This window comes from Georgenia sp. X1117, from assembly GCF_057784635.1.
In genome coordinates this window covers 2,402,889-2,422,108 of sequence record NZ_CM173492.1, presented here as the reverse complement: position 1 = coordinate 2,422,108, position 19,220 = coordinate 2,402,889, and the positions used below count along the sequence as shown (strand labels likewise).

General features: G+C 71.4%; 18 protein-coding genes. 5 read left to right on the top strand and 13 right to left on the bottom strand.

What is annotated here, in order from left to right; genetic code table 11:
- Positions 1-64 precede the first annotated feature (64 nt).
- Positions 65-1,069: a PfkB family carbohydrate kinase gene (locus AC3D3D_RS11130; protein ID WP_463663057.1), complete on the top strand. Its 1,005-nt coding sequence runs from the start codon at positions 65-67 to the stop codon at positions 1,067-1,069.
- A gap of 378 nt (positions 1,070-1,447) precedes the next feature.
- Positions 1,448-2,023, top strand: a complete 576-nt coding sequence (locus AC3D3D_RS11125; RefSeq protein WP_463663056.1) for a hypothetical protein — start codon at positions 1,448-1,450, stop codon at positions 2,021-2,023.
- 32 nt (positions 2,024-2,055) lie between these two features.
- On the opposite strand, the gene AC3D3D_RS11120 is transcribed toward AC3D3D_RS11125, so the two are convergent.
- Together AC3D3D_RS11120 and AC3D3D_RS11115 are read right to left on the bottom strand one after the other, a co-directional pair.
- Positions 2,056-2,670, bottom strand: a complete 615-nt coding sequence (locus AC3D3D_RS11120; RefSeq protein ID WP_463663055.1) for a histidine phosphatase family protein — start codon at positions 2,668-2,670, stop codon at positions 2,056-2,058.
- A 109-nt stretch (positions 2,671-2,779) separates the two neighbouring features.
- The gene (locus AC3D3D_RS11115) at positions 2,780-3,922 is read right to left on the bottom strand and encodes an MFS transporter (RefSeq protein ID WP_463663054.1); all 1,143 of its coding nucleotides are present in this window, start codon (positions 3,920-3,922) and stop codon (positions 2,780-2,782) included.
- A gap of 194 nt (positions 3,923-4,116) precedes the next feature.
- On the opposite strand from AC3D3D_RS11115, the gene AC3D3D_RS11110 reads away from it, so the two are divergent.
- Complete coding sequence (locus AC3D3D_RS11110) at positions 4,117-5,379, top strand: O-antigen ligase family protein (protein ID WP_463663053.1); 1,263 nt, start codon at positions 4,117-4,119, stop codon at positions 5,377-5,379.
- Positions 5,380-5,572: 193 nt separating this feature from the next.
- Here AC3D3D_RS11110 and AC3D3D_RS11105 read toward each other — a convergent pair whose 3' ends face one another.
- Both AC3D3D_RS11105 and AC3D3D_RS11100 read right to left on the bottom strand, forming a co-directional pair.
- Complete coding sequence (locus tag AC3D3D_RS11105) at positions 5,573-6,322, bottom strand: biliverdin-producing heme oxygenase (RefSeq protein ID WP_463663052.1); 750 nt, start codon at positions 6,320-6,322, stop codon at positions 5,573-5,575.
- A gap of 101 nt (positions 6,323-6,423) precedes the next feature.
- Positions 6,424-7,107: a Crp/Fnr family transcriptional regulator gene (locus AC3D3D_RS11100; protein ID WP_463663051.1), complete on the bottom strand. Its 684-nt coding sequence runs from the start codon at positions 7,105-7,107 to the stop codon at positions 6,424-6,426.
- A gap of 124 nt (positions 7,108-7,231) precedes the next feature.
- Here AC3D3D_RS11100 and AC3D3D_RS11095 point away from each other — a divergent pair, with 124 nt between their 5' ends.
- Both AC3D3D_RS11095 and AC3D3D_RS11090 read left to right on the top strand, forming a co-directional pair.
- Complete coding sequence (locus tag AC3D3D_RS11095) at positions 7,232-7,468, top strand: heavy-metal-associated domain-containing protein (protein WP_463663050.1); 237 nt, start codon at positions 7,232-7,234, stop codon at positions 7,466-7,468.
- Positions 7,469-7,596: 128 nt separating this feature from the next.
- Positions 7,597-9,627 carry a heavy metal translocating P-type ATPase gene (locus tag AC3D3D_RS11090; protein WP_463663049.1) on the top strand — a complete coding sequence of 677 codons (2,031 nt, stop codon included), beginning with the start codon at positions 7,597-7,599 and terminating at the stop codon, positions 9,625-9,627.
- 286 nt (positions 9,628-9,913) lie between these two features.
- On the opposite strand, the gene AC3D3D_RS11085 is transcribed toward AC3D3D_RS11090, so the two are convergent.
- The 9 genes from AC3D3D_RS11085 to AC3D3D_RS11045 all read right to left on the bottom strand — a co-directional run bounded on the left by AC3D3D_RS11085 (position 9,914) and on the right by AC3D3D_RS11045 (position 19,216).
- Entirely contained in the window at positions 9,914-10,510 is a 597-nt protein-coding gene (locus tag AC3D3D_RS11085; RefSeq protein WP_463663048.1) for a PIN domain-containing protein, read from the bottom strand.
- A gap of 12 nt (positions 10,511-10,522) precedes the next feature.
- Positions 10,523-11,053, bottom strand: coding sequence for a helix-turn-helix domain-containing protein (locus AC3D3D_RS11080; RefSeq protein ID WP_463663047.1), 531 nt, complete (start codon positions 11,051-11,053; stop codon positions 10,523-10,525).
- Positions 11,054-11,374: 321 nt separating this feature from the next.
- A complete protein-coding gene (locus tag AC3D3D_RS11075) occupies positions 11,375-12,859 on the bottom strand; it encodes an RNB domain-containing ribonuclease (RefSeq protein ID WP_463663046.1) in 1,485 nt (494 codons plus the stop codon).
- A gap of 85 nt (positions 12,860-12,944) precedes the next feature.
- Positions 12,945-14,036, bottom strand: coding sequence for a 3-deoxy-7-phosphoheptulonate synthase (locus AC3D3D_RS11070; RefSeq protein ID WP_463663045.1), 1,092 nt, complete (start codon positions 14,034-14,036; stop codon positions 12,945-12,947).
- A gap of 253 nt (positions 14,037-14,289) precedes the next feature.
- Entirely contained in the window at positions 14,290-14,742 is a 453-nt protein-coding gene (locus AC3D3D_RS11065; protein WP_463663044.1) for an SRPBCC domain-containing protein, read from the bottom strand.
- A 392-nt stretch (positions 14,743-15,134) separates the two neighbouring features.
- Entirely contained in the window at positions 15,135-16,127 is a 993-nt protein-coding gene (locus tag AC3D3D_RS11060; RefSeq protein WP_463663043.1) for an ABC transporter substrate-binding protein, read from the bottom strand.
- 38 nt (positions 16,128-16,165) lie between these two features.
- The gene (locus AC3D3D_RS11055; protein ID WP_463663042.1) at positions 16,166-16,639 is read right to left on the bottom strand and encodes a RidA family protein; all 474 of its coding nucleotides are present in this window, start codon (positions 16,637-16,639) and stop codon (positions 16,166-16,168) included.
- 103 nt (positions 16,640-16,742) lie between these two features.
- Complete coding sequence (locus AC3D3D_RS11050) at positions 16,743-17,996, bottom strand: amidohydrolase family protein (RefSeq protein WP_463663041.1); 1,254 nt, start codon at positions 17,994-17,996, stop codon at positions 16,743-16,745.
- The gene (locus AC3D3D_RS11045; protein WP_463663040.1) at positions 17,993-19,216 is read right to left on the bottom strand and encodes an amidohydrolase family protein; all 1,224 of its coding nucleotides are present in this window, start codon (positions 19,214-19,216) and stop codon (positions 17,993-17,995) included. Before AC3D3D_RS11045 ends, AC3D3D_RS11050 begins: the two co-directional genes overlap by 4 nt.
- Positions 19,217-19,220 lie beyond the last annotated feature (4 nt).

Below are 19,220 nucleotides of genomic sequence, written 5' to 3'. Positions count from 1 at the left end.
GGCCGGGGCGGTCGACGCGGCCGGGGCAGCCGGGGCCGCTCGCTCGACCGGGACCACCGGACGGGTGATCCACACCGGGCAGGCGATCGTCGACGTCGTCATGCAGGTCGGCCGCGTGCCGGCCGCCGGCGAGGACGTCTTCGCCTCCGAGCACGCGCTCGAGGTGGGCGGCGGCTTCAACGTCATGGCCGCCGCCCGACGCGAGGGCGCCGAGGTGCTCTACGCGGGAGGGCACGGCACCGGGCCGTTCGGCGACCGGGTGCGCGAGGCGCTGGCCGCAGAGGGGATCGAGGTGCTCCTGGCCGCCCGTCCCGGGATGGACTCCGGCTTCTGCGTGGCCCTGGTCGACGACGACGCCGAGCGCACCTTCGTCTCCACACTCGGCGCGGAGGGACACGTCGCGGTGGACGCACTCGACGGCGTGCCGGTGGGGCCGGGCGACGTCGTCTACGTCAGCGGCTACTCGCTCCTGCACCCCGACAACGCCGCGATGCTTGCCCGGGCGCTGCCGATGATGGCGGAGGCGGCGCAGGTCGTCGTCGACGCCTCGCCGGTCATCGGTGAGGTGGCGGGCGAGGCGCTGGCGGCGGTGCGCGGCGCGGCGACGCTGTGGTCGGTCAACGAGCGCGAGGCCGACATCCTCGCGGGGCGGGTGCTCCGTGAGCGGGACGGCGCGGGAGAGCGGAATCCTGCGGATGTGCCCGAGGACGCTGCGGGCGCCGGTGCGGCGGGCACTGACGTGGCGAGCGTCGGTGCGGACGAGCTCGCCGCCGCCCTGAGCCGGGAGCTCGAGGCGGTGGTACTCGTGCGCGTCGGGGCGGGCGGCTGCTGGGTCGCCCGGCCGGGAGAGGCTGCGGTACACGTGCCGGGCATCGACGTCGAGGCGGTGGACACCAACGGTGCCGGTGACGCCCACACCGGCGTGCTGTGCGCGGACCTCGCCGCCGGCGTGCCGCTCGCGGAGGCGGTGCGGCGGGCCAACGTCGCGGCCGGCATCGCGGTCACCCGCCGCGGCCCGGCGACCTCGCCGACGGCCGAGGAGATCGACCAGTTGCTGACCCGCGACTGACCGCCTGACCCACTCCCCTCCCCGCTGCTCGCGTCGGGAGCATGGGTGGTGTCTCGAGAACATGCCCCGGGTCCATCGTCTCGAAGAACGTGTAACCGGCTGGTCGCCGGAGGACGGGCGTGCGCCTCGGCATCGGGACCTTCGCCGGCCACCGGTCCGACGAATATCGCTTGCTCGACGCCGCCGTCGCAGTCACGCTCGGCATCGTCCTGGGGCTCCTCATCGACGGCCTCGTGAGCAGGGGTCGACGACGTGCCGAATCGACCGAGGCGGAGCACCTCGCGCTCCGCACCGCTGAGCATCCGGTCCGCGACGGCCGCACGGCTCAGCCGCTCCCACCGCACAGCCGGCCACGACATCCCGACCTGAGAGGCAGCCATGTTCTCGCCCGCACGACGCGCTTCGACCCGCCCCGCCGACACGACGCGCCCCGCCTCGGCGTGGACGTCGCTGGTGGGCCCGCTGGGCCGCGGCGAGTCGGCCGCAGTACTGGGCATGGCGACCGCCTCGGCCCTCGCCGTCGGCGTTCGGACCGCACGACGATCGGGATGGCTGCGCGGCTCGCTCGTCGGCGCCGTCGCCTTCGACCTCGTCGGTGGGCTCGTCGCGTTCCAGCTCCCGGCCACCCGCGAGCGCTACTCGATGAAGGCCATGCGCTCGCGCCTCACCTTCGCCCTGGCCCACGTCCAGCCGTTCGCGCTGCCGCTGCTGGGCGAAGGATCCTGGAGGCGTGCGGGACTGCGCTACTCGACCGCCGTCGCGAGCACCGTCGCGCTGGAGCGCCTCGCTCCCCGCTCACCCTGCCGCCGCCTGATCGCCAACGGCGTCGCCGCCACCCTGAGCCTGGTGGACCTCGCGACCGACAGCTCGCGGCAACGCTGGTTCGGACCGGTGTTCACGATGAAGGTGGTCGGTGGCCACGGCGGCATCCCGGCCGCGCCGGTCGGGAGCTGAGAACCGGAGCGCGCGAGTCCGGCGCCCCCGCCTCACACGCTGCTGAGCGTGACCACCTCACGGCTGCGGAAACGGGGGTGCTCGCGCAGGTGGGTGAGGCCCCCGCTGGTCGCCCGGAACGCGACGTGCCCGACGGCGTCGAGCGGCATCCGGATCCACGCGGCGATCACGTAGGTCAGCGCCCCGCCATGGGTGACGATCACCTGGTGCTCGCAGTCGCGGGCGGTGACCTGGTCCATCGCCCGGTAGACCCGGCCGGCGACGTCGATCGTCCGCTCGGCGCCGGCCACCCCGTGGTCGTGGGTCATCCGGTCGCCCGACGCCGGCGCAGGCACGTACCACTCGTCCAGCCATGCCTGCGGGCGCCCCTCGGCCTCCCCGTAGGAGCGCTCGCGCAGGTCGGCCGTGAGGACCGGCTCGACGCCGAGCACCGCACCGATGACGTGCGCGGTCTGCGCGGTGCGGCGCAGGTCGGAGCTGATGACCTCCACCGTCGCGCCGTCGGGGACGAGACCGCGGACCCTGGTCGCGAGCGCCCGCGCGTCCGCCAGGCCGCGTTCCGTGAGCGCGGAGTCGTACCAGCCGCCGACGAGGCCGTCGACGTGATGCGTCGCCTCGGGATGGGTGACGACGTACAGGTTGCGCATGCCGGTCACGCTACGGGGCGCAGCTGTGGGCACCGTCGGGTCGGACCGGACCCAAGCTCGGTGGTCAGGGGAGGCGCCCCGCCCATCGCACAGACGCCAACGGGTCGCCTCATTCGCTACGGGCGCGGAGCACCGACGCCGACGCACCCAGGACGACCATGATCGCCAGACCGATCGAGAACAGGGTGACGAAGTCGCCCCGGTCGGCGAGTCCCGCGCCGAGGGCGGTCCCCACCGCGCTGCCGAGGAACAGCGACGAGGCGAAGAGACTGACGCTGGTCGCTCGCGCGTCGGGCGTGACCTCGGTGGCCCACTTCTGCAGCGTGGAGTGCATGAATGCCCAGGAGACGGCCAGGAGGACACAGCCCACGAGGACCCCGACGGTGGCGGGATCGACCACCAGGGCGACGTAGGCGCCGGCGCCGGACAACCCCCCGACCGCGATCAGGCCCGCCTGGCTCATCCGGTCGGACACGCGCTTGACGACCCTGGTCGCGCCGACGACGGCGACGCCGTACGCCGCGGTGACGACGCCGGACAGCGTCGTGCTCATCCCCTGCCCCTGCAGGACGGTCGGCAGGAAGTTGAGCACGCCGAGCAGGACCGCGCCCTCGACGAAGGCGCAGGCGAACACCACGACCGCCCACCGATGTCCCAGCACCCGCACCAGCGAGTCACGCACCGAGCGCGGCTCCCCGTCCAGCACCACCTCAGGAAGTCGCCTCATCAGCACGACGACGCCGATCACCAGGATGGCTGGGACACCGAACGCCACCCGCCAGCTGAGAAGGTCCGCCAGAGCCGCGCCGACGAGGGTGGCCGCCGCCATACCGCTCGCCGTCATCATCATGACGTCGGTCAACGGGCCGTGCCGGCGCTCGACCGGGACCGTGTCCCCGATGTAGATCAGCGCACCGGGGACGACGGCGGCGTAGGCCCCGCCAGCGACGATGCGCGCGACGGTCAGGACCACGACGCCCGGCGACACGGCACTGACGACTCCGGCTGCTGCGGCGATGGACAGCGCGACACGCATCGTCCGCACCCGCCCGAGCCGGTCCGAGATCATCCCCCAGACGATCTGCATCACCCCGTACCCGACCAGGTAGACGGAGGCGATCACGCCCGCCTCCGTCAGGGAGATCTCGAACTCACCGGCGATCGCCAGCAGCATCGTGGCGATGACGAGGCGGTCGAAGGAGCTGAAGAAGACCGCCAGGTGCAGCAGCCCCAGCCGGCGAGGATCTCCCACGGCGCTTCCGACCCCCGATCTTCGTCCCCCTCACAAGGGGTTGGTGTGTGTCACGAGCAGACGCCCTCAGCACATCCTCCCTTGGCCCCACCCATCCGCTTGACGCAGTGACGCCCCGGATCGCACTGCCGGCTCCTCCCGCCGCAGATCACCATCGCCCCCAGGACAGCCCGACTTCGCTAGCGTCGTCCTACGTGCCCCCATACGCGCCTCATGGACTCCCCCGGTCCGAGGACTCCGCACCGAGCGAGCCGCGCACCGGTGACAGCTCCCGCGCAGACCTGTCCTCTGCCGAGCGGCGCACCGGCGCGACCTCCCAGTCCACCGCCCGCTCCCGCCTCGCCGCCGCCGAGCGCTCCGCCCGTCGTGGCCTGTCCCACCTCGGCCTGGACTCGCGCGCCGACCTCCTGCTGGTGCTCGCGGTCGCGCTGTGGCTCGGATCCACGACGATCGCTTCGCTCGCCCACGGCGGCCCGCCCACCGACGCCCTGCCCTTCCTCATCGCGCCGGTCGTCATCCTCGCCGGCGTCGCGGCGGGGCGGGTGCTCGCCTCACGTTCCACGCACGTCGACCCCAGTCGCTCCCCCGACGACGACACCACCGACGCACCAGCTCCCCGACGAGGGGTCACCACCACGCACCTGAGCGCCGCCGTCGCGCTCGTCGCCGGCCTGGCCCTGCTCGTCCCGTTCTACGCCAACGCCCAGGCGGCGTTCGGCCTCCAGCTCGTCGCCCTGGCCGGTCTGCTCGCGCTGAGCAACGAGCGGCACGAACCAGACACCCTCGCACCGACCCGCGTCACCCACCTCACGCTGCCCGTCCCGACGCTCGTCGCCGTCGTGCTCGGCGTGCTCCTCGCGGGTCGCGCCCAGGCTGCCGGCGTGCTCGTCGTCGTGCTCGCGCTCGTCCTCAACCTCGCGCTCATCCGCCGCGACCTGCCGTCCCGACGCCGCCTGACCGCCCCGCGCACCCTGGTCATCGCCGGTGGTGCCGTCATCGCCGTCTGCGCCGCGGCGGTGATCTGGCTCGGCAGCCTGTCGTCCTGGCCGCACTGGCTGTCCACCTCCGGCAGCCTCAGCGGTGCCCGCCACGCCCTGTGGGCCGACGCCCTCGAGCTGTGGTCGCAGCGTCCGCAGGCCGGGTCGGGGCCGGGCTCCTTCGTGGCCTCCTCGCCGATCGCGGCGTCGCGTCCCGACCTGTCCGAGGTGCACTCCTCGGTCCTGCAGGTCGCTGCCGAGCTCGGCCTGGTCGGCGTCCTGATGCTGGCGGGCCTACTTGCCGCGGGCCTGGCCGTCGGGGCGCAACGCGGAGGTCGGGCGGCGCTCATGGCCACCACGGCCTGGACCGCTCTGGCGGTGCACTCGATGATCGACCATCTCTACGAGTTCCCGCCCGTCACCCTGGCCGCGGGCCTCGTCCTCGGCTGGGCCTCGGCCCCGCACCACCGACCTGCTTGACCACGCGCCCACTGTCCGACCGGCCACGTACCCCGCTCAGCCCCATCCCCCTCCTCCGCAGCCCCACCACTTCATCGAAAGGATGGGTTCTGTCACGAAAGGATGGGCAGAGGGCATCCCCTCGTGACACAACCCATCCTCTCGAAGCGGGAGAGACGGTCTGAGTCCCGACGCGCGAGGTAAGGGATGCAACTCAGGCCGCCCCCGACGACGCCGTCTCGCGCACGCCCTCCGCCGCGGCCACGTGCCTCTCGCCCAGTGCGACGAACACCGCCGCGTTGAGGTCGAAGGCCACCTTGGCCTCATCGACCACCCGATCGCGCTCCTCGGGCGTGAAGGGGGCGGCGTCGATGAGGGCGCGGTAGTGGTCCTTGAACGGCTTGACCTTCTCGATCCCGGTGAAGGTGTAGAAGGTCAGTTCCTCGGCGGTCATGCCGTAGTGGCGCTGGAGCATCCGTGCGATGGCCTGGCCGCCGGAGAGGTCGCCGAGGTAGCGGGTGTAGGCGTGCGCCAGGTAGGTGGCCGCGTCGTCGATCCCCTCGAGCCGCGCCACGTACTCCTTGGTCGCCGCCAGCACGGACAGGTCCTCGCGCCACGCAGGGCCGGCGAGCGTGGCCAGGTCTGCCTCGAGGCTCGGCACCCGACGCAGCTCGGGCAGCACGAAGACCGACGCGACCGGATCAGCCTCCGCCACCGGGCCAGCCGTCGCCCCGTCGCCAGCCGCCACACCGTCACCGTCCGGCCCATCGCCAGCCAGCCGGTCGCCGGCGGCCTCGAGCGCGGTGTAGATCGCGTGGTGCTGACGGGCCAGGTCGACATACGCCGCACGGCCCAGGCGCCCGCCCATGAGGTCGCTGACGAAGGAGCGCGTCTCGGCGTGCTCGTGCTGCGGCCGGGTGGCGACCCGCAGGACCTCGGACAGCGGCTGGGTGGTGGTGGCCATGAGGGCTCCTGGGTTGCTGACGGCGCGTCACGATCAAGTGTGCTGACAGTCTGTCGTCAACCCACCGGTCAGGCAAGCCTTACCTCGCCGGCCACCACCGCTCACCCCAGCTCCGCGACCTCCTCGAGCGCGTCGATGTCCAGCAGCTCCACGTCCCGCCGCCCCCGCAGGCGAATGATCCCGCGGTCGGACAGCGCCGCCAGGCGCCGGCTCAGGGTCTCCGGCGTCGTGCCCAGGTAGCCCGCGATGTCCTGCTTGGCCATCGGGAGCCGCACCGCCACCACCGAGTCGCGCACGCTCACCGGCAGATCCAGCAGGTAGGCCGCCACGCGCGCCCCGACGTCGCTGGAGGTGACCGCGGCCAGCAGCCGTTCGGTCGAGTGCAGCCGATCGGACAGCGTGCGCAGGATCCGTTGGGTGATGTCGGGGTAGCGCCCGAGCAGCGCCGAGAGGTCGTCGTGGTCCAGCGCGCACATCTGGCTGTCCTCGATCGCGACGACGAGGTCCTCGGACCGCTGCCCGGTGAGGAAGGCCCGCTCCCCCACCACCTCGCCCGTACCGGCGGTCCGCAGCACCTGCTCGTGCCCGTTGGCCGAGGTCTGACTGACCTTGAGCCGTCCGCTGTGCACCACAAGCACCCGGGTCACCGGCTGCCCGGGCAGGTGCACGACCTCGCCCCTGGCCACCCGCAGGGGGCGGACGACCTCGGCCACCGTCTCCTGCTCGGCGCGCGTCAGCCCCTGGAAGATCGGCACCCGGACCACGCACAGATCAGGCTCGGACATGCCCGGAATCTACCCCGCGCCCCTCGCCTCGCACGGACTTGACCTGCGTCAAGGAGATCTCCGCGCCACCTTCCTAGATTGCGAGGACACCGCAATCCACGACGAAAGGACAGGTGAGATCGACATGACCACCACCGCCGCCACCACCCGCACGATCCTCCGGGCCGAGGGCTTCTCCTGCCCGTCGTGCGTGGCCAAGATCGAGAAGCAGGTCGGTCGGCTCGACGGCGTCGAGAGCGTCACCGTGCACTTCGCCTCCGCCCGCATCGAGATCGACCACGACCCGGCCCTGGCGTCCGTCGAGGACCTCGTCGCGGCCGTGGCCAAGGCGGGCTACAGCGCCGCCCCCTCGGCGTTCTGACCCCCGGCCACTCACTCCACGCCAGGAGAGGGAGGGTTCCCCGCCCTCCCTCTCCTCATCGCCCCGGTCCTCCTCCACCCACCCATCACCAGCTTCTCCACCTCGCGACGGGAAAGGTCGTGACTCACGTGCACACGCTTCAGCGCTGGCTGCGCGGGAACTGGGCGGTTCCCGCGATCTCCGGTGCGCTCATCCTCATCTCCTTCGCCCTGCAGCACCTCGCCGACGGCGCTGCGAACCCCGCGCTGACGCCCCAGTGGTGGCTCGACGCCGGCCGGCACGCCACCCACGCCACCGGCGTCTTCACCCTGGCCGACGTGTTCATGCTGACCGCGGCCGTCGTCGCCGGGTACCCCATCGTGGTCAAGGCCCTCCGCGCCCTGTCCGCCCGCGTCATCGGCATCGACCTGCTGGTCTCCGTCGCGGCGATCGGCGCCGTCGTCATCGGCAACTTCTGGGAGTCCGCCGCCGTCACCTTCCTGTTCGCCGTCGGGCACGCGCTCGAGTCGGCCACGCTCAACAAGACCCGCTCGGCGCTGGCCGAGCTGGTCGCCGTCGCCCCGGACACCGCGATCGTCGTCCGCGACGGCGCGCAGCAGGAGATCCCCGCCGTTCAGGTCGAGACGGGCGAGGTCGTCCTGGTGAAGAACGGCGCCAAGGTCCCCGTCGACGGCGAGGTCGTCTCCGGTACCGGCGCCCTGGACGAGGCCTCCATCACCGGTGAGTCGATCCCCGTCGAGAAGTCCGTCGGCGACCACGTCTTCGCCGGCACCGTCTCCCGCGGCGGCTTCCTCCAGGTACGCGCCACCGGGATCGGCGCCGACACCACGCTCGCCCGCATCATCCACCGGGTCGAGGAGGCCCAGGACGCCAAGGCCGCCACCCAGACCTTCATCGACCGCTTCTCCCGCTGGTACACCCCCGGCGTCATGGTGCTGGCGCTGGTCGCCGGCCTGATCACCGGTGACATCGTCCTGGCCCTGACGCTGCTGGTCATCGGCTGCCCCGGCGCCCTGGTCATCTCCATCCCGGTCGCCATCGTCGCCGGCATCGGCCGCGCCGCCCGTTCCGGCATCCTCATCAAGGGCGGCGAGTACCTCGAGACGTCGGCGCGGATCTCCGCGGTCGCCGTCGACAAGACCGGCACCCTCACCGAGGGTCGCCCCGAGCTGACCGACGTCGTCGTCCTCGACCCCGCGCTGGACCGCACCGCGGTGCTGGCCTGGGCCGCTGCCGCCGAAGCCGGCTCCGAGCACCCGCTCGCCCGCCCGATCCTCGAGGCGGCCGCGGCCGAGAGCGTCGCCCCGGACGCCATCGACGGCGCCGTCACCCCGGTCCCCGGCAAAGGCATCGCCTCGGTCGTCGACGGCCGCCAGGTCCTCATCGGGAACGCCGCGCTCCTGGCGCACCACGGGGTCCCCGAGCAGCCCGACGCCGAGCAGGTCGCCGACTCGCTCGCCGCTCAGGGGAAGACCCCGATGATCATCGCGCTCGACGGCGCCGTCATCGGTGTCCTGGCGGTGGCCGACCAGGTCCGCACCAACGCCCCCGAGATGGTCGAGCGCCTGCACCGCGCGGGCGTGTCGACGGTCGTCATGCTCACCGGCGACACCCAGCTGGTCGCCGAGTCCGTCGGCGCGGCGACCGGCGTCGACGAGGTCCGCGCCTCGCTGCTCCCGGAGGACAAGCTCGACGCCGTCGCGCAGCTCCAGCGCCGGGGCCACACCGTGGCGATGGTCGGCGACGGCGTCAACGACGCCCCCGCGCTGGCCACCGCGGACATCGGCGTGGCGATGGGCGCCGCCGGCTCGGCGGTGGCGGTGGAGACCGCCGACATCGCCCTCATGGCCGACGACCTGCTCAAGCTCCCCCAGGCCATCGACCTGGCGCGGCGCACCGCGCGGATCATGCGGCAGAACATCGCCATCGCCCTGGTCACGGTGGTCGCGCTGCTGGCCGGTGTCTTCGCCGGCGGCGTGACGATGTCGGTGGGCATGCTCGTCCACGAGGCCTCGGTGCTGGTGGTCATCGCCAACGCCATGCGGCTGCTCCGGCACCGCGCCGGTGCGGGCCCGGCCGCCGGCCGCACCTCAGACCGGCGGACGGAGCAGACCCCGGGCCCGCAGGCTGCGACCGAGGACCGCGCCGCCGCCCGCTGAGCCCTGGCGGGCGCTGGCGCGCCAGCTCCCGCGGGCACGCCACCGGCCCCCGCTTCATCAACACATTGGGTTGTGCCTCGAGACGATGCCCTCAGGCCATCGTCTCGAGGCACAACCCATGCTCTCGCCGCCTCGGGCCGCTCAAGGCCGGGTCCAGGGCCGCCGAGCACCACGATCTGACACCTGCCCCCCCTGAACCCGCCCTCGACGGCTCGAGGGCGTCACGCGATCCCGAGCCCCGCCGATAGGGCTCGACTCCGCTGCCATCTGGCGACGGAGCTTCGGGTCAGAGGTAATCGCGCAACTCGGGCGCGCCAGATAAGACCTCTACCGCCTCGAACATCCTGTACCGCCGTTCAAGGGCCGACAACACATCCGCGACCTCCAGCTTGGTACCGAACCTGCCGCTCCGATCGCAGATCTCGAGCACCGCGCGGCACGCACGCGTCAGGTGGTGCCGGACCGTGTCGTTGACGAACTCCTGCGGCGAGATCGCCCGAACGTTCTCCGGGAGCAGACCGCCAGGAAAGTCCGACAGGTTGCTCGTCACGATCACCTCGGCCCGTCCGACGACCGCCGCGGCGACGACGTGCTCATCGTCTGGATCCGGGAGTCCGTAGGTCCCCTCCAGCGGCTCCCAGTCGGTCACGAGTGCGTCGTCGAACGCACGGGTCATCTCGCCGATCAGGCGAGCGGCACGCTGCGAGGCGCCGGCAGACTCCTCGCCACGGCCGATCAGCTTCTGCGCCTCGTGGTAGACGAGCTCGTCGAGGATCGCCGTGCTCCAGAGGGGCCGGTACGTCCTCTCGGCAGCCAGCGAGAGGAGCAGGTCGCGCTGAAGACTGGGCCAGAGCACGCTGGTGTCGAGGACGGCTGCGAACACCAGAACAGTGTGTCAGCGTTCCTCACGAAGACGGCGGTTCGCCGCACGTGCCGTTCGCGCCTCCTTCAGGTCCCGAAGTGCCGACTCGACGTCCTCCTCATCTTCGATCCCGACGGATAGCGCTTCGATCGCCGCGTACTGCTCTCGACGCCGCTCGTCGCGATAGTCGAGGACATCGGCCAATGCCAGCCGACGATGCGTGCCCGCTCGCGTGTATGGCACCTTGCCCTCGTCCAGGGCCCGGATGAGCGTGGGGCGACTGATACCGAGCAGGTCGGCGGCCTGCTGAGTGGTCAGCTGTTGCGAGGTCGGCGAGATCGTCACGGACAGTCCCCGACGCATCGCATCGACCACCGTCCGAAGGACGACATAGATCTCCTCAGGAAGCTCGACCTGGTCGTCGCGCCCCGGTCCGACGAGGAAGCACCCCGTACCAAGCTCGGACGCGTCGATGGCGGACAACGCATCGACGACCGGCTCCAGCCGAGTCGAGTCGCTGATGCTGTGCGTGGACGACGCCAGCGCCTCTGCTCCGCGCATCATGGGCCTCCCTAGACGAAAAAATCGCACCCCCGTGCGATTGCTTCGATTACGCTACCGGTTCGGCGCCTGCGTACGCCACCCTCAGATGGTTGGACCGCGTCTCAACAGACACCGACCTCGGCACCTGCCGCCACGCGCACGACGACGCGCGCCACCAGCCACGACGCCGGTCCCGGCCCCTTCGCTTCATCGAGACAATGGGTTGCGTCTCGAGACGATGCCCTCAGTCCGTGCGCTCGAGACACAACCCAATGTCTCGGCGGAGGAGGGCGCGGGCAGAGCGGCGCACCAGGGGGCAGGCGGAGCGGCCCGCCCCCCGCCTCACACCACCTGCACCACGACCCGCCGCTTCTGCACATCCACCTCGGACACGCGCACGGTCACCTCGGCGCCCAGCTCGAGCCCGCCCCCCTCGACGACGGCGTGCACGGCCGGCTCGGCCACCTGCACCTCACCGCGCTGGGACTTCTTCTCGTCGACGTCGACGACCACCCCGCGCAGCTCCTCGCCCTCGCGGCCGCGCAGGACGAGGGCCTCCATCGCGTCGACGGCACCGCGCTCGTACGCACCGGCCCTCCGCCCGCCGGCGCCCATGGCGCTGGGCAGCTCCGGCAGCACCTCCGTCACCCAGCCCGGCACCTCCTCGTCGGCCGCGATCGCCAGGCACGCCTCGAGGCCGTACCGGTCGACCAGCCGTCGCAGCGGCGCGGTGACGTGCGCGTAGTCGGACGCGATCGCGGCGTGCTGGGTCGACACCACATCCCGGTCCCCGCCATCGCCCCCGCCCTCATCAGGCTCCACAGGCAACGCCAGGTACCCCGCCCCCCGGAACAGCGTCGTCGCCTCGTTGAGGAACGCGGCCCCCGCCGGGGTGTCGGCGGCGACGGACCGCACGAGGTCCGGATACGTCATCCCGTCCGGCCACGGCACCCCCAGCGCGTGGGCGGTCCGCCGCAGCCTCGCCACGTCCTTCTCCCGCGCGGCCGGCAGCGTACGCAGCACACCGACGCCCGCCCCCAGCATCATCTCGGCCGCGACAATGCCGGTCAGCAGAGAGATCTGCGCGTTGTACCCCTCGACCTCGAGGACGCTGCGATGGTCGAGGACGTATCGTCCGGCGTCGCCGAGCTCGACGACCTGCTCGGGCAGGTCGAGGGAGACGGCACCGCGGGCGATCTCCTGCGCCTGCCGCGCCCGCCCGACCTCCGCCAGCCGACCCGGCAGGTCGGCCGGTGCACCCGCGGGCAGGGCGGCGCGCCCGTCGAGGGCGTCCTGGACCTGGTCGTAGGTCAGCTGCGCGCGCGAGCGCACGAGCGCCCGCTCCACCGCGTACGACCGCACCTCCCCGGTGGAGTCGATCCGCACGTCCCACACGCACGCGGGCGCGACCTGGTCGGGCAGCAGGCTCGCCGCCCCCGCGGAGAGCACCTCGGGGTGCAGGGGCACGGACCCGGTGGGTCCGTAGACGGTCATCGCCCGACGCCGAACCTCCGCGTCCAGCGCCCCGCCCGGCGTGACGAAGGACCCGACGGAGGCGATCGCGTACCGGATGCGGTGCCCGTCGCCGTCGGGCTCGATGAGGACGGCCTGGTCGAGGTCCCGTGCACCGGGCGGGTCGATCGTCACCAGGTCGAGGTCGGTGAGGTCGCGCGACGGCGCCGCGACGTCGCGGACGGCGGCCTCCGCCTCGGCGAGCACCTCCGGGGAGAACGCGGTGGGCAGCTCCAGCTCGGCGGCGAGGGCGTCGAGCGCGGCGATGAGCTCGTCGGGGGCGGCGGTGTTGATCCGCAGGTGGCGTGTGGGCACAGTCAGACAGTAACGAGACCGCGGTCACTGCGGCGCGCTCAGCCTCGACGAACCCGACGCACCTCCGCCCCGAGCCCCGCCGCAGTCAGCCGCGCCCCACGCGCCCCGCACCCAGCATGCGCCGCGCCACCACCGCCCGGGCGAGCCGCTCGAGCACGTCCTCGGTGGTCTGCCAGGACATGCACGCGTCGGTGACGGACTGGCCGTAGATAAGGCCGCTCGGCGCCGGCTCCTGGCGGCCGGCCACGAGGAAGCTCTCCAGCATCACCCCGACGACGCCCCGCTCCCCCGCCCCGACGGCCTCAGCGATCTCGCCGGCCACCTGCGCCTGGCGCACGTGGTCCTTACCGCTGTTGCCGTGGCTGGCGTCCACGACGAGCCCCGCGCTCCGCCCCGCACGACGCAGCAGGCCCAGGGCCGCCTCGACATCCGCCGGCCCGTGGTTGGGGCCGCCCCGCCCGCCGCGCAGGATGACGTGGCCGTCGGGGTTGCCGGCGGTGTCCACGAGCACGGCCCGTCCGCCGTCGTCGACACCGAAGAAGGTCTGCTCGGCCGCGGCGGCGACGGAGGCGTCGATCGCGACCTGGACGTCGCCGTCGGTGCCGTTCTTGAAGCCGACCGGCATGGAGAGCCCGGACGCCAGCTGGCGGTGCACCTGGGACTCGACGGTGCGCGCGCCGACGGCGCCGTAGGTGACGGTGTCGGCGATGTACTGCGGTGAGGTGGTCTCGAGGAACTCGCAGCCGGCGGGGACGCCGGCGTCCAGGACGTCGAGCAGGACGCGCCGGGCGGTGCGCAGGCCGCGGGGGACGTCGTGGCCGCCGTCGAGGCCGGGGTCGTTGATGAGGCCCTTCCAGCCCACCGTGGTGCGCGGCTTCTCGAAGTACACGCGCATGACGAGGTCGAGCTCACCACCGAACCGCTCCGACGAGGCGGCCAGGAGGTGCGCGTACTCGATCGCGGCCACCGGGTCGTGCACGGAGCACGGACCGACGACGACGAGCAGGCGGTCGTCCCGCCCGTGCAGGATGTCCTGGACCTCGCGACGGGAGCGCGAGACGAGAGCGGCAGCGTCGCCGGGCAGCGGCTGCTCGGCGACGACCTCGCGGGGCGTGGGCAGGGGTGCCGTGCGGCGCACCCGCAGGTCGAGCGTGCGTTCGGCGGTGGTGGCGGTCATGGGGCTCTCCTCGGACGGGGGCGGGTCGTCCCCGTCCGGAGCGCCCGCCATGAATGGCAAAGGGCGCGGACCCAGTGGTCCACGCCCTGTCGGCTCCGGTTGCGCGCGTCAGCGGATGAACGCGGCGGCCGGGGCCGACACGTCAAACCAATACTGGCGGGCGGTATTCACGTGTGGAACCTACGTCCCCGCCACCGGTGGGCGTCACGTGCGTGTCACCATGTGAGAACGCGACGTCGCCGCTCCGACGCCGTCAGGCCTCGCCCAGCCGGGCGGCGTACTCGGCCCGCAGCCGCTCCACGGCCGCCGGGTCGGACACAGCCGCCGCACCCGAGCCCAGGTACGACTCCAGCTCATCCAGGCACGCGTGCCAGCCCGCGGCCGTCCCGGCCTGCCCGAGCGGCCCAGGCTCCCCGGGCCACGTGGTGAACACCAGCCGGGTCCCGCCGCCCGTGGGCTCGAGCTCGAACCGCAGGACGTCCGCCTCGCCGTCCGGGTTGCCCCAGACGAGCTCGAAGAGCGTCAGCGGGTCGAAGGCGCGGATGAGGCCGGGGAGCACCTCGCCAGGATCCATGGCGGAGGTGTCGACGCCGGCCTCGTCGAGCATCTCCATGCACTCGCGGGCCCCCTCGGGCCAGAACGGCAGCCGGACCTCGGCCCCGGCGACCCGCTCGACGCTGCCCAGCAGTCCGTGCTCGTCGCCCATGGCCTACTCCTTGGTCGTCTCTTCCAGATGGCGCTCGAGCGCGTCGAGCCGATACTGACACCGACATCGACACGCCAACATGCCGCGCGACACGCCTTCAACACCAGAATCGCAGCAACACGAATCGGCTCTGATTCTGCATCATCACAACACCGTTCGACCGTGATGAGACGCGAGACGGCAAGCTCCGAGCCGAGCTCTTAAATACTGCCGAACGCGGCCAGGAAAGGCGGCACGAAATTGGCGTGGAACGCGTCTATGATAGCCGGACCGGCGGCGCCGAAACTTTCCATAGGGCAAGGGGCCACCCCCCCACCTCATCAGCGAAGCGCGAACTCCCGACACACGCTCAACTACACAGGTCCACACCAGGGCATCAGGCTTGAGCGAATTCACTCAACTCCGCCGAGCAGCACATCAAGATCAACCTGGTCCTCGGAAAAGTAACCCCACGTCACCCCGACATCCGAAATGTACTCGAACGACCCACTGTCAACGGCAGCAGGATAGTCCGGCATGATCATCTCACCACGCACGTCTTCCGATATTTCTGTGTACTCACTGATAATCTCCCGCACTGCGTCGGGATTCTGCTCAGCATGCTGGACGGCATCTACCATCGCCTCGCGGAAACTCTCCACCACGTCGGGATTGTCGGCAGCATATTCGACCGACGTGAAGTACGCAGCGAGCTGAAGACCCGGGTACGCGTTCGCATACAACGCATGGAGCTGATCGCCGATGTTGTCCTGCTGGACGATTGTTCCGAACGGCTCGCCCTGATAGATCGCATCAACCGAGTCTCCGGCGAGGGCAGCACCCATCTCTGGGAACGGCATCTCCACAAGCTCGACCCTGCTCCCATCACCGCCCGCCTCGGTGATCGCTTCCCTGATGAGCGGATCAAGGAGCGACCCGAGCGTGTTGACCGCGATCGAGCGTCCCGTCAGCTCCGAGACGTCCTCGATGTCACTCCCGGCAGCGACGTAGAGGTAACCCGAGTCCGCCTCGACGTCACCAGAAGACGCTTCACCGGGCGCCACCACCTCGATCTCGATACCTCCAGCCTGGGCCCTCAGGAGAGACATCGGGTTGGAGTAACCGAACTGGTACTCCCCCGAGGTCACGGCCGGAACCACCTCCGCCCCACCCTGCGACTGTTCGAGCGTGACGTCCAAGCCGTGATCCTCAAAGAACCCCTCTTCGACGGCGAGATAGATGGGCGCAACCCCGATGTTCGGAATCACACCGACGCTTACCGAAACGGCCCCACCCTCGGCGTCCACCGACTCTGACGAGCTTCCGGAGGAGCACGCGGAAACGACTGCTCCCAGGGCGTAGACGCCCATCAGCGCACACAGCCGGCGAATTCTATTCACGACCACGCGATTTTCCTTCCTCACGCTTGGACATCGCTGCATAATCACGACCTCGGAATAAATGCCGTCGCCTGAACCTCGACCCGCGTCAATTTGTTGGGCAAAAGTTCTGAGACCCCGACGACTGTGCTGGCGGGTGGGTCATCAAAGAACTGCGATCGAACCCGGTTGTACCCTGGATACTCGTTCAGGTCTGTGAAGTACTGCACCAGGTGAACCACATCCTCGAGCGTTCCTCCCGCAGCTTTGAGCGTTCGCTCGATGAGTTCCATGATGTACCAGGACTGCGCCTGGATCGGTCCATCCTTCGCGTCGACCGACATCTCGCCGGTCTCGCCCGCCGCCTGCCGCACGTCCTCGTGCAGATCGCCATACCCGGTCACGACTTTTCTCGCCACCGGATCCACGGCGATGATCCCGGACAGGATGACCAGGTCCCCGGCCCTGCGGTAGGGCGCGTACCGGGCCAGTGGAACGGCCCCAGTCGATCGGTCAGTACTCACGGTTCTCTCCTCCATCTCCTATGGCTCGTCACAGACGAATCGCCGCCACACCCGCTCCCGTGCACGCGAGCACGGACGACGCCCGCCATCAACCCCTGCCCTGGCCCGCGTCATGTGTTCATAGCTCGGGGATCTCGAGTCGGCGGGTCACCCGCGTGTCGCTGAGGACGCGCCCGGCCTTGAGGACGATCCGCTCGTCGCTCGCATCGGCCAGCGCCTCCCACGTCGACCGTCCGCGCACGGCGACCAGGTCGGCCGGTGACTCCGCCGCTACGGCCACCGGCGGCAGCCCCATCACCCGTCGGGGCCCCGCGGTGACGGCGTCGATCGCCTCGGCGGGCGTCAGGTGGCCGACGGAGACGAGCAAGCTGATCGTCTCCAGCGGGTCGATGCGACTGAGCGGGTTGAACGCGTCGCGCCAGTTGTCGCCTCCCGCCGCGAGTGGTACCTGCGCGTCCAGCACGGCACGGAGAGGTGGCAGGGACCTGGGCACCGGGCTGTCGGTCGCCCGTCCCTGGAGCAGGAGATTGGTCTGAGGCAAGGTGACGATCCCGAGGCCCGCGCGCCGTGCCAGCCGCAAGACACGCTCGATGTCCGCGGCGGAGTGCTGACCGAGACTCACGCAGTGCGACGCCGTGACCGGGGTGAGCAACGGCCGCTCCCCCAGCACGGACGCCAGTTCGAGGAGCTCGGTGCTGGCGGGGTCGGTCGTCTCGTCCAGGTGCAGGTCAACCCCTATGCCGGCGGACTCCGCCGCATCGAGCAAGCAGCCGATCGCCTCAGCGGGGTCCGGGTCGAAGGCCGGGCACCCACCGATGAGGTCGACGCCGTACCCGGCCACCTCGTCGAGCAGGTCGAGCTGCGGCGCGCGGTCGGGTCCGGTCAGGGGCGGCAGCACGAGCGCCACGACCTGGAGGTCGACGACCCCGCGAAGCCGGTCGCGAAGCTCGAGGACCGGCTCCAGGGCCACCGTGCCCGCGGGTCCGCCGCAGTCGACGTGCGTCCGGATGGCGGTGTAGCCCTTCGCGATCGCGATCCGTATCGCGCGCCAGGCACGGTCGCGCACGCCCTCGGGGGACATCTGCGCGTAGTGCGAGCGGCGGAAGACGTCGATCGCCGATCGCAGGTCACCCGGCTCGACGCCCTCGTCGATGAGCAGCGTCTTGTCCAGGTGAGTGTGCGGCTCGACGAATGCCGGGAACAGCACATACCCCGAAAGGTCGATCGACTCACCAGCACCGGCCCCTCGCTCCTCGCCCGCCACGCGGACCCGCGCGATGGTGCCGCCCTCGATGTCGATGTCTCGTCTGGTCGTCTCCCCGGCGATGAGGGCACCCGTCAGCCGGAGATTCTCGTCCGACGGCACGGTCATGGGACCACCCCCGGAACGATGTGCCCGGCGCAGACGACAAGCACCGGTCGCCGCAGCGCGTCGAGAGCCTCGAGGGGGTCGTCGTCGACCATCACGAGGTCGGCGCGCTTGCCCACCTCGAGCGTGCCCATCGTGTCGAGCTCGCCGCACAGCTCGGCAGACTCGGCGGTCGCGATCCGCAGGGCGTCCCACGCGGAGAAACCGAGCTCGTGGAGCACGATCACCTCGTCGACGGACGCGGGGCCGACCGGCCGCATGTCGGACCCGCAGGCGATGCGCACCCCCGCGCGCCGGGCGTGATCGAGCGAGGCCCGATGGACGGGCTGCATCGCCTCAGCCTTGGCGATGGTGCCGGCGCTCCACCCCATGGTCCGCATCCGCTCGACGTTGTGGGTGATCGAGAGCGTCGGCACGTACCAGACGCCCCGCGCGGCCATGGCCTCGGCATTGTCCCGGGTCATCTCGTAGCCGTGCTCGATCGAGGTCACGCCCCCCTCGACGGCGAGCGCCACCGCTTCCGGGTTGCCGGCGTGGGCGGCGACCGGCACGCCGTGACGACGGGCCTCGTCGCACACGGCTCGCAACTGCTCGTACGACATGTGGGTGTCGAGATGGCCCTCCCGCTCGCCCGCGATCCCGCCGGAGACAAAAATCTTGATCCAGTCGACCCGGTGCTCGGTCGCGAGCACGCGCACCTGCTCGCGCAGTTCCTGGGGGGTGTCGGCCTCGGTGCTGCCCCACTGGTCGGTCAGGCTCGTGCGGGGATCGGCGCCCGGCGGCAGGGTGACATGGCCGTGCCCGCCGGTGGGTTTGAGCGCGGGACCGGCCACCTTGACGACGGCCGCCGGACGATCGGTTCCGGACAGCTCCGTGCGGGCCCGCACGTCCGCGCCGAGTGCCTCGCCGAGGATCCGAACGCCCGCGACGCCAGAGACCAGGGAGGCATCCAGATTCTTCCGCACGCGCGATCGCCGTGCCTCGGGGTCGGCGGCCAGGTCCCGCGGTCCGGCCGTTCCCGGGTGGGAGTGGACGTCCCACAGGCCGGGCAGCACCCAGCGCCCCCGGCCGTCGATCGGGCGTTGGGAGGGATGCCTGCGATTCTCGCCAGCGGGATGGATCGATTCGATCCATCCGTCGACGACCGAGATCGACACGCCCTCCCGAGGCGCCCGCGTGGTCGCATCGACGACCGCGCAGTTCCGGAGGTAGAGGTCGCGCACCCGC

Bases quoted from the DNA above. Each gene is read 5' to 3' on its own strand.
- AC3D3D_RS11055 (WP_463663042.1), bottom strand. From the start codon at position 16,639: ATGGAGGAGAGAACCGTGAGTACTGACCGATCGACTGGGGCCGTTCCA.
- AC3D3D_RS11120 (WP_463663055.1), bottom strand. From the start codon at position 2,670: ATGCGCAACCTGTACGTCGTCACCCATCCCGAGGCGACGCATCACGTC.
- AC3D3D_RS11095 (WP_463663050.1), top strand. From the start codon at position 7,232: ATGACCACCACCGCCGCCACCACCCGCACGATCCTCCGGGCCGAGGGC.
- AC3D3D_RS11080 (WP_463663047.1), bottom strand. From the start codon at position 11,053: ATGATGCGCGGAGCAGAGGCGCTGGCGTCGTCCACGCACAGCATCAGC.
- AC3D3D_RS11105 (WP_463663052.1), bottom strand. From the start codon at position 6,322: ATGGCCACCACCACCCAGCCGCTGTCCGAGGTCCTGCGGGTCGCCACC.
- AC3D3D_RS11070 (WP_463663045.1), bottom strand. From the start codon at position 14,036: ATGACCGCCACCACCGCCGAACGCACGCTCGACCTGCGGGTGCGCCGC.
- AC3D3D_RS11125 (WP_463663056.1), top strand. From the start codon at position 1,448: ATGTTCTCGCCCGCACGACGCGCTTCGACCCGCCCCGCCGACACGACG.
- AC3D3D_RS11100 (WP_463663051.1), bottom strand. From the start codon at position 7,107: ATGTCCGAGCCTGATCTGTGCGTGGTCCGGGTGCCGATCTTCCAGGGG.
- AC3D3D_RS11050 (WP_463663041.1), bottom strand. From the start codon at position 17,996: ATGACCGTGCCGTCGGACGAGAATCTCCGGCTGACGGGTGCCCTCATC.
- AC3D3D_RS11065 (WP_463663044.1), bottom strand. From the start codon at position 14,742: ATGGGCGACGAGCACGGACTGCTGGGCAGCGTCGAGCGGGTCGCCGGG.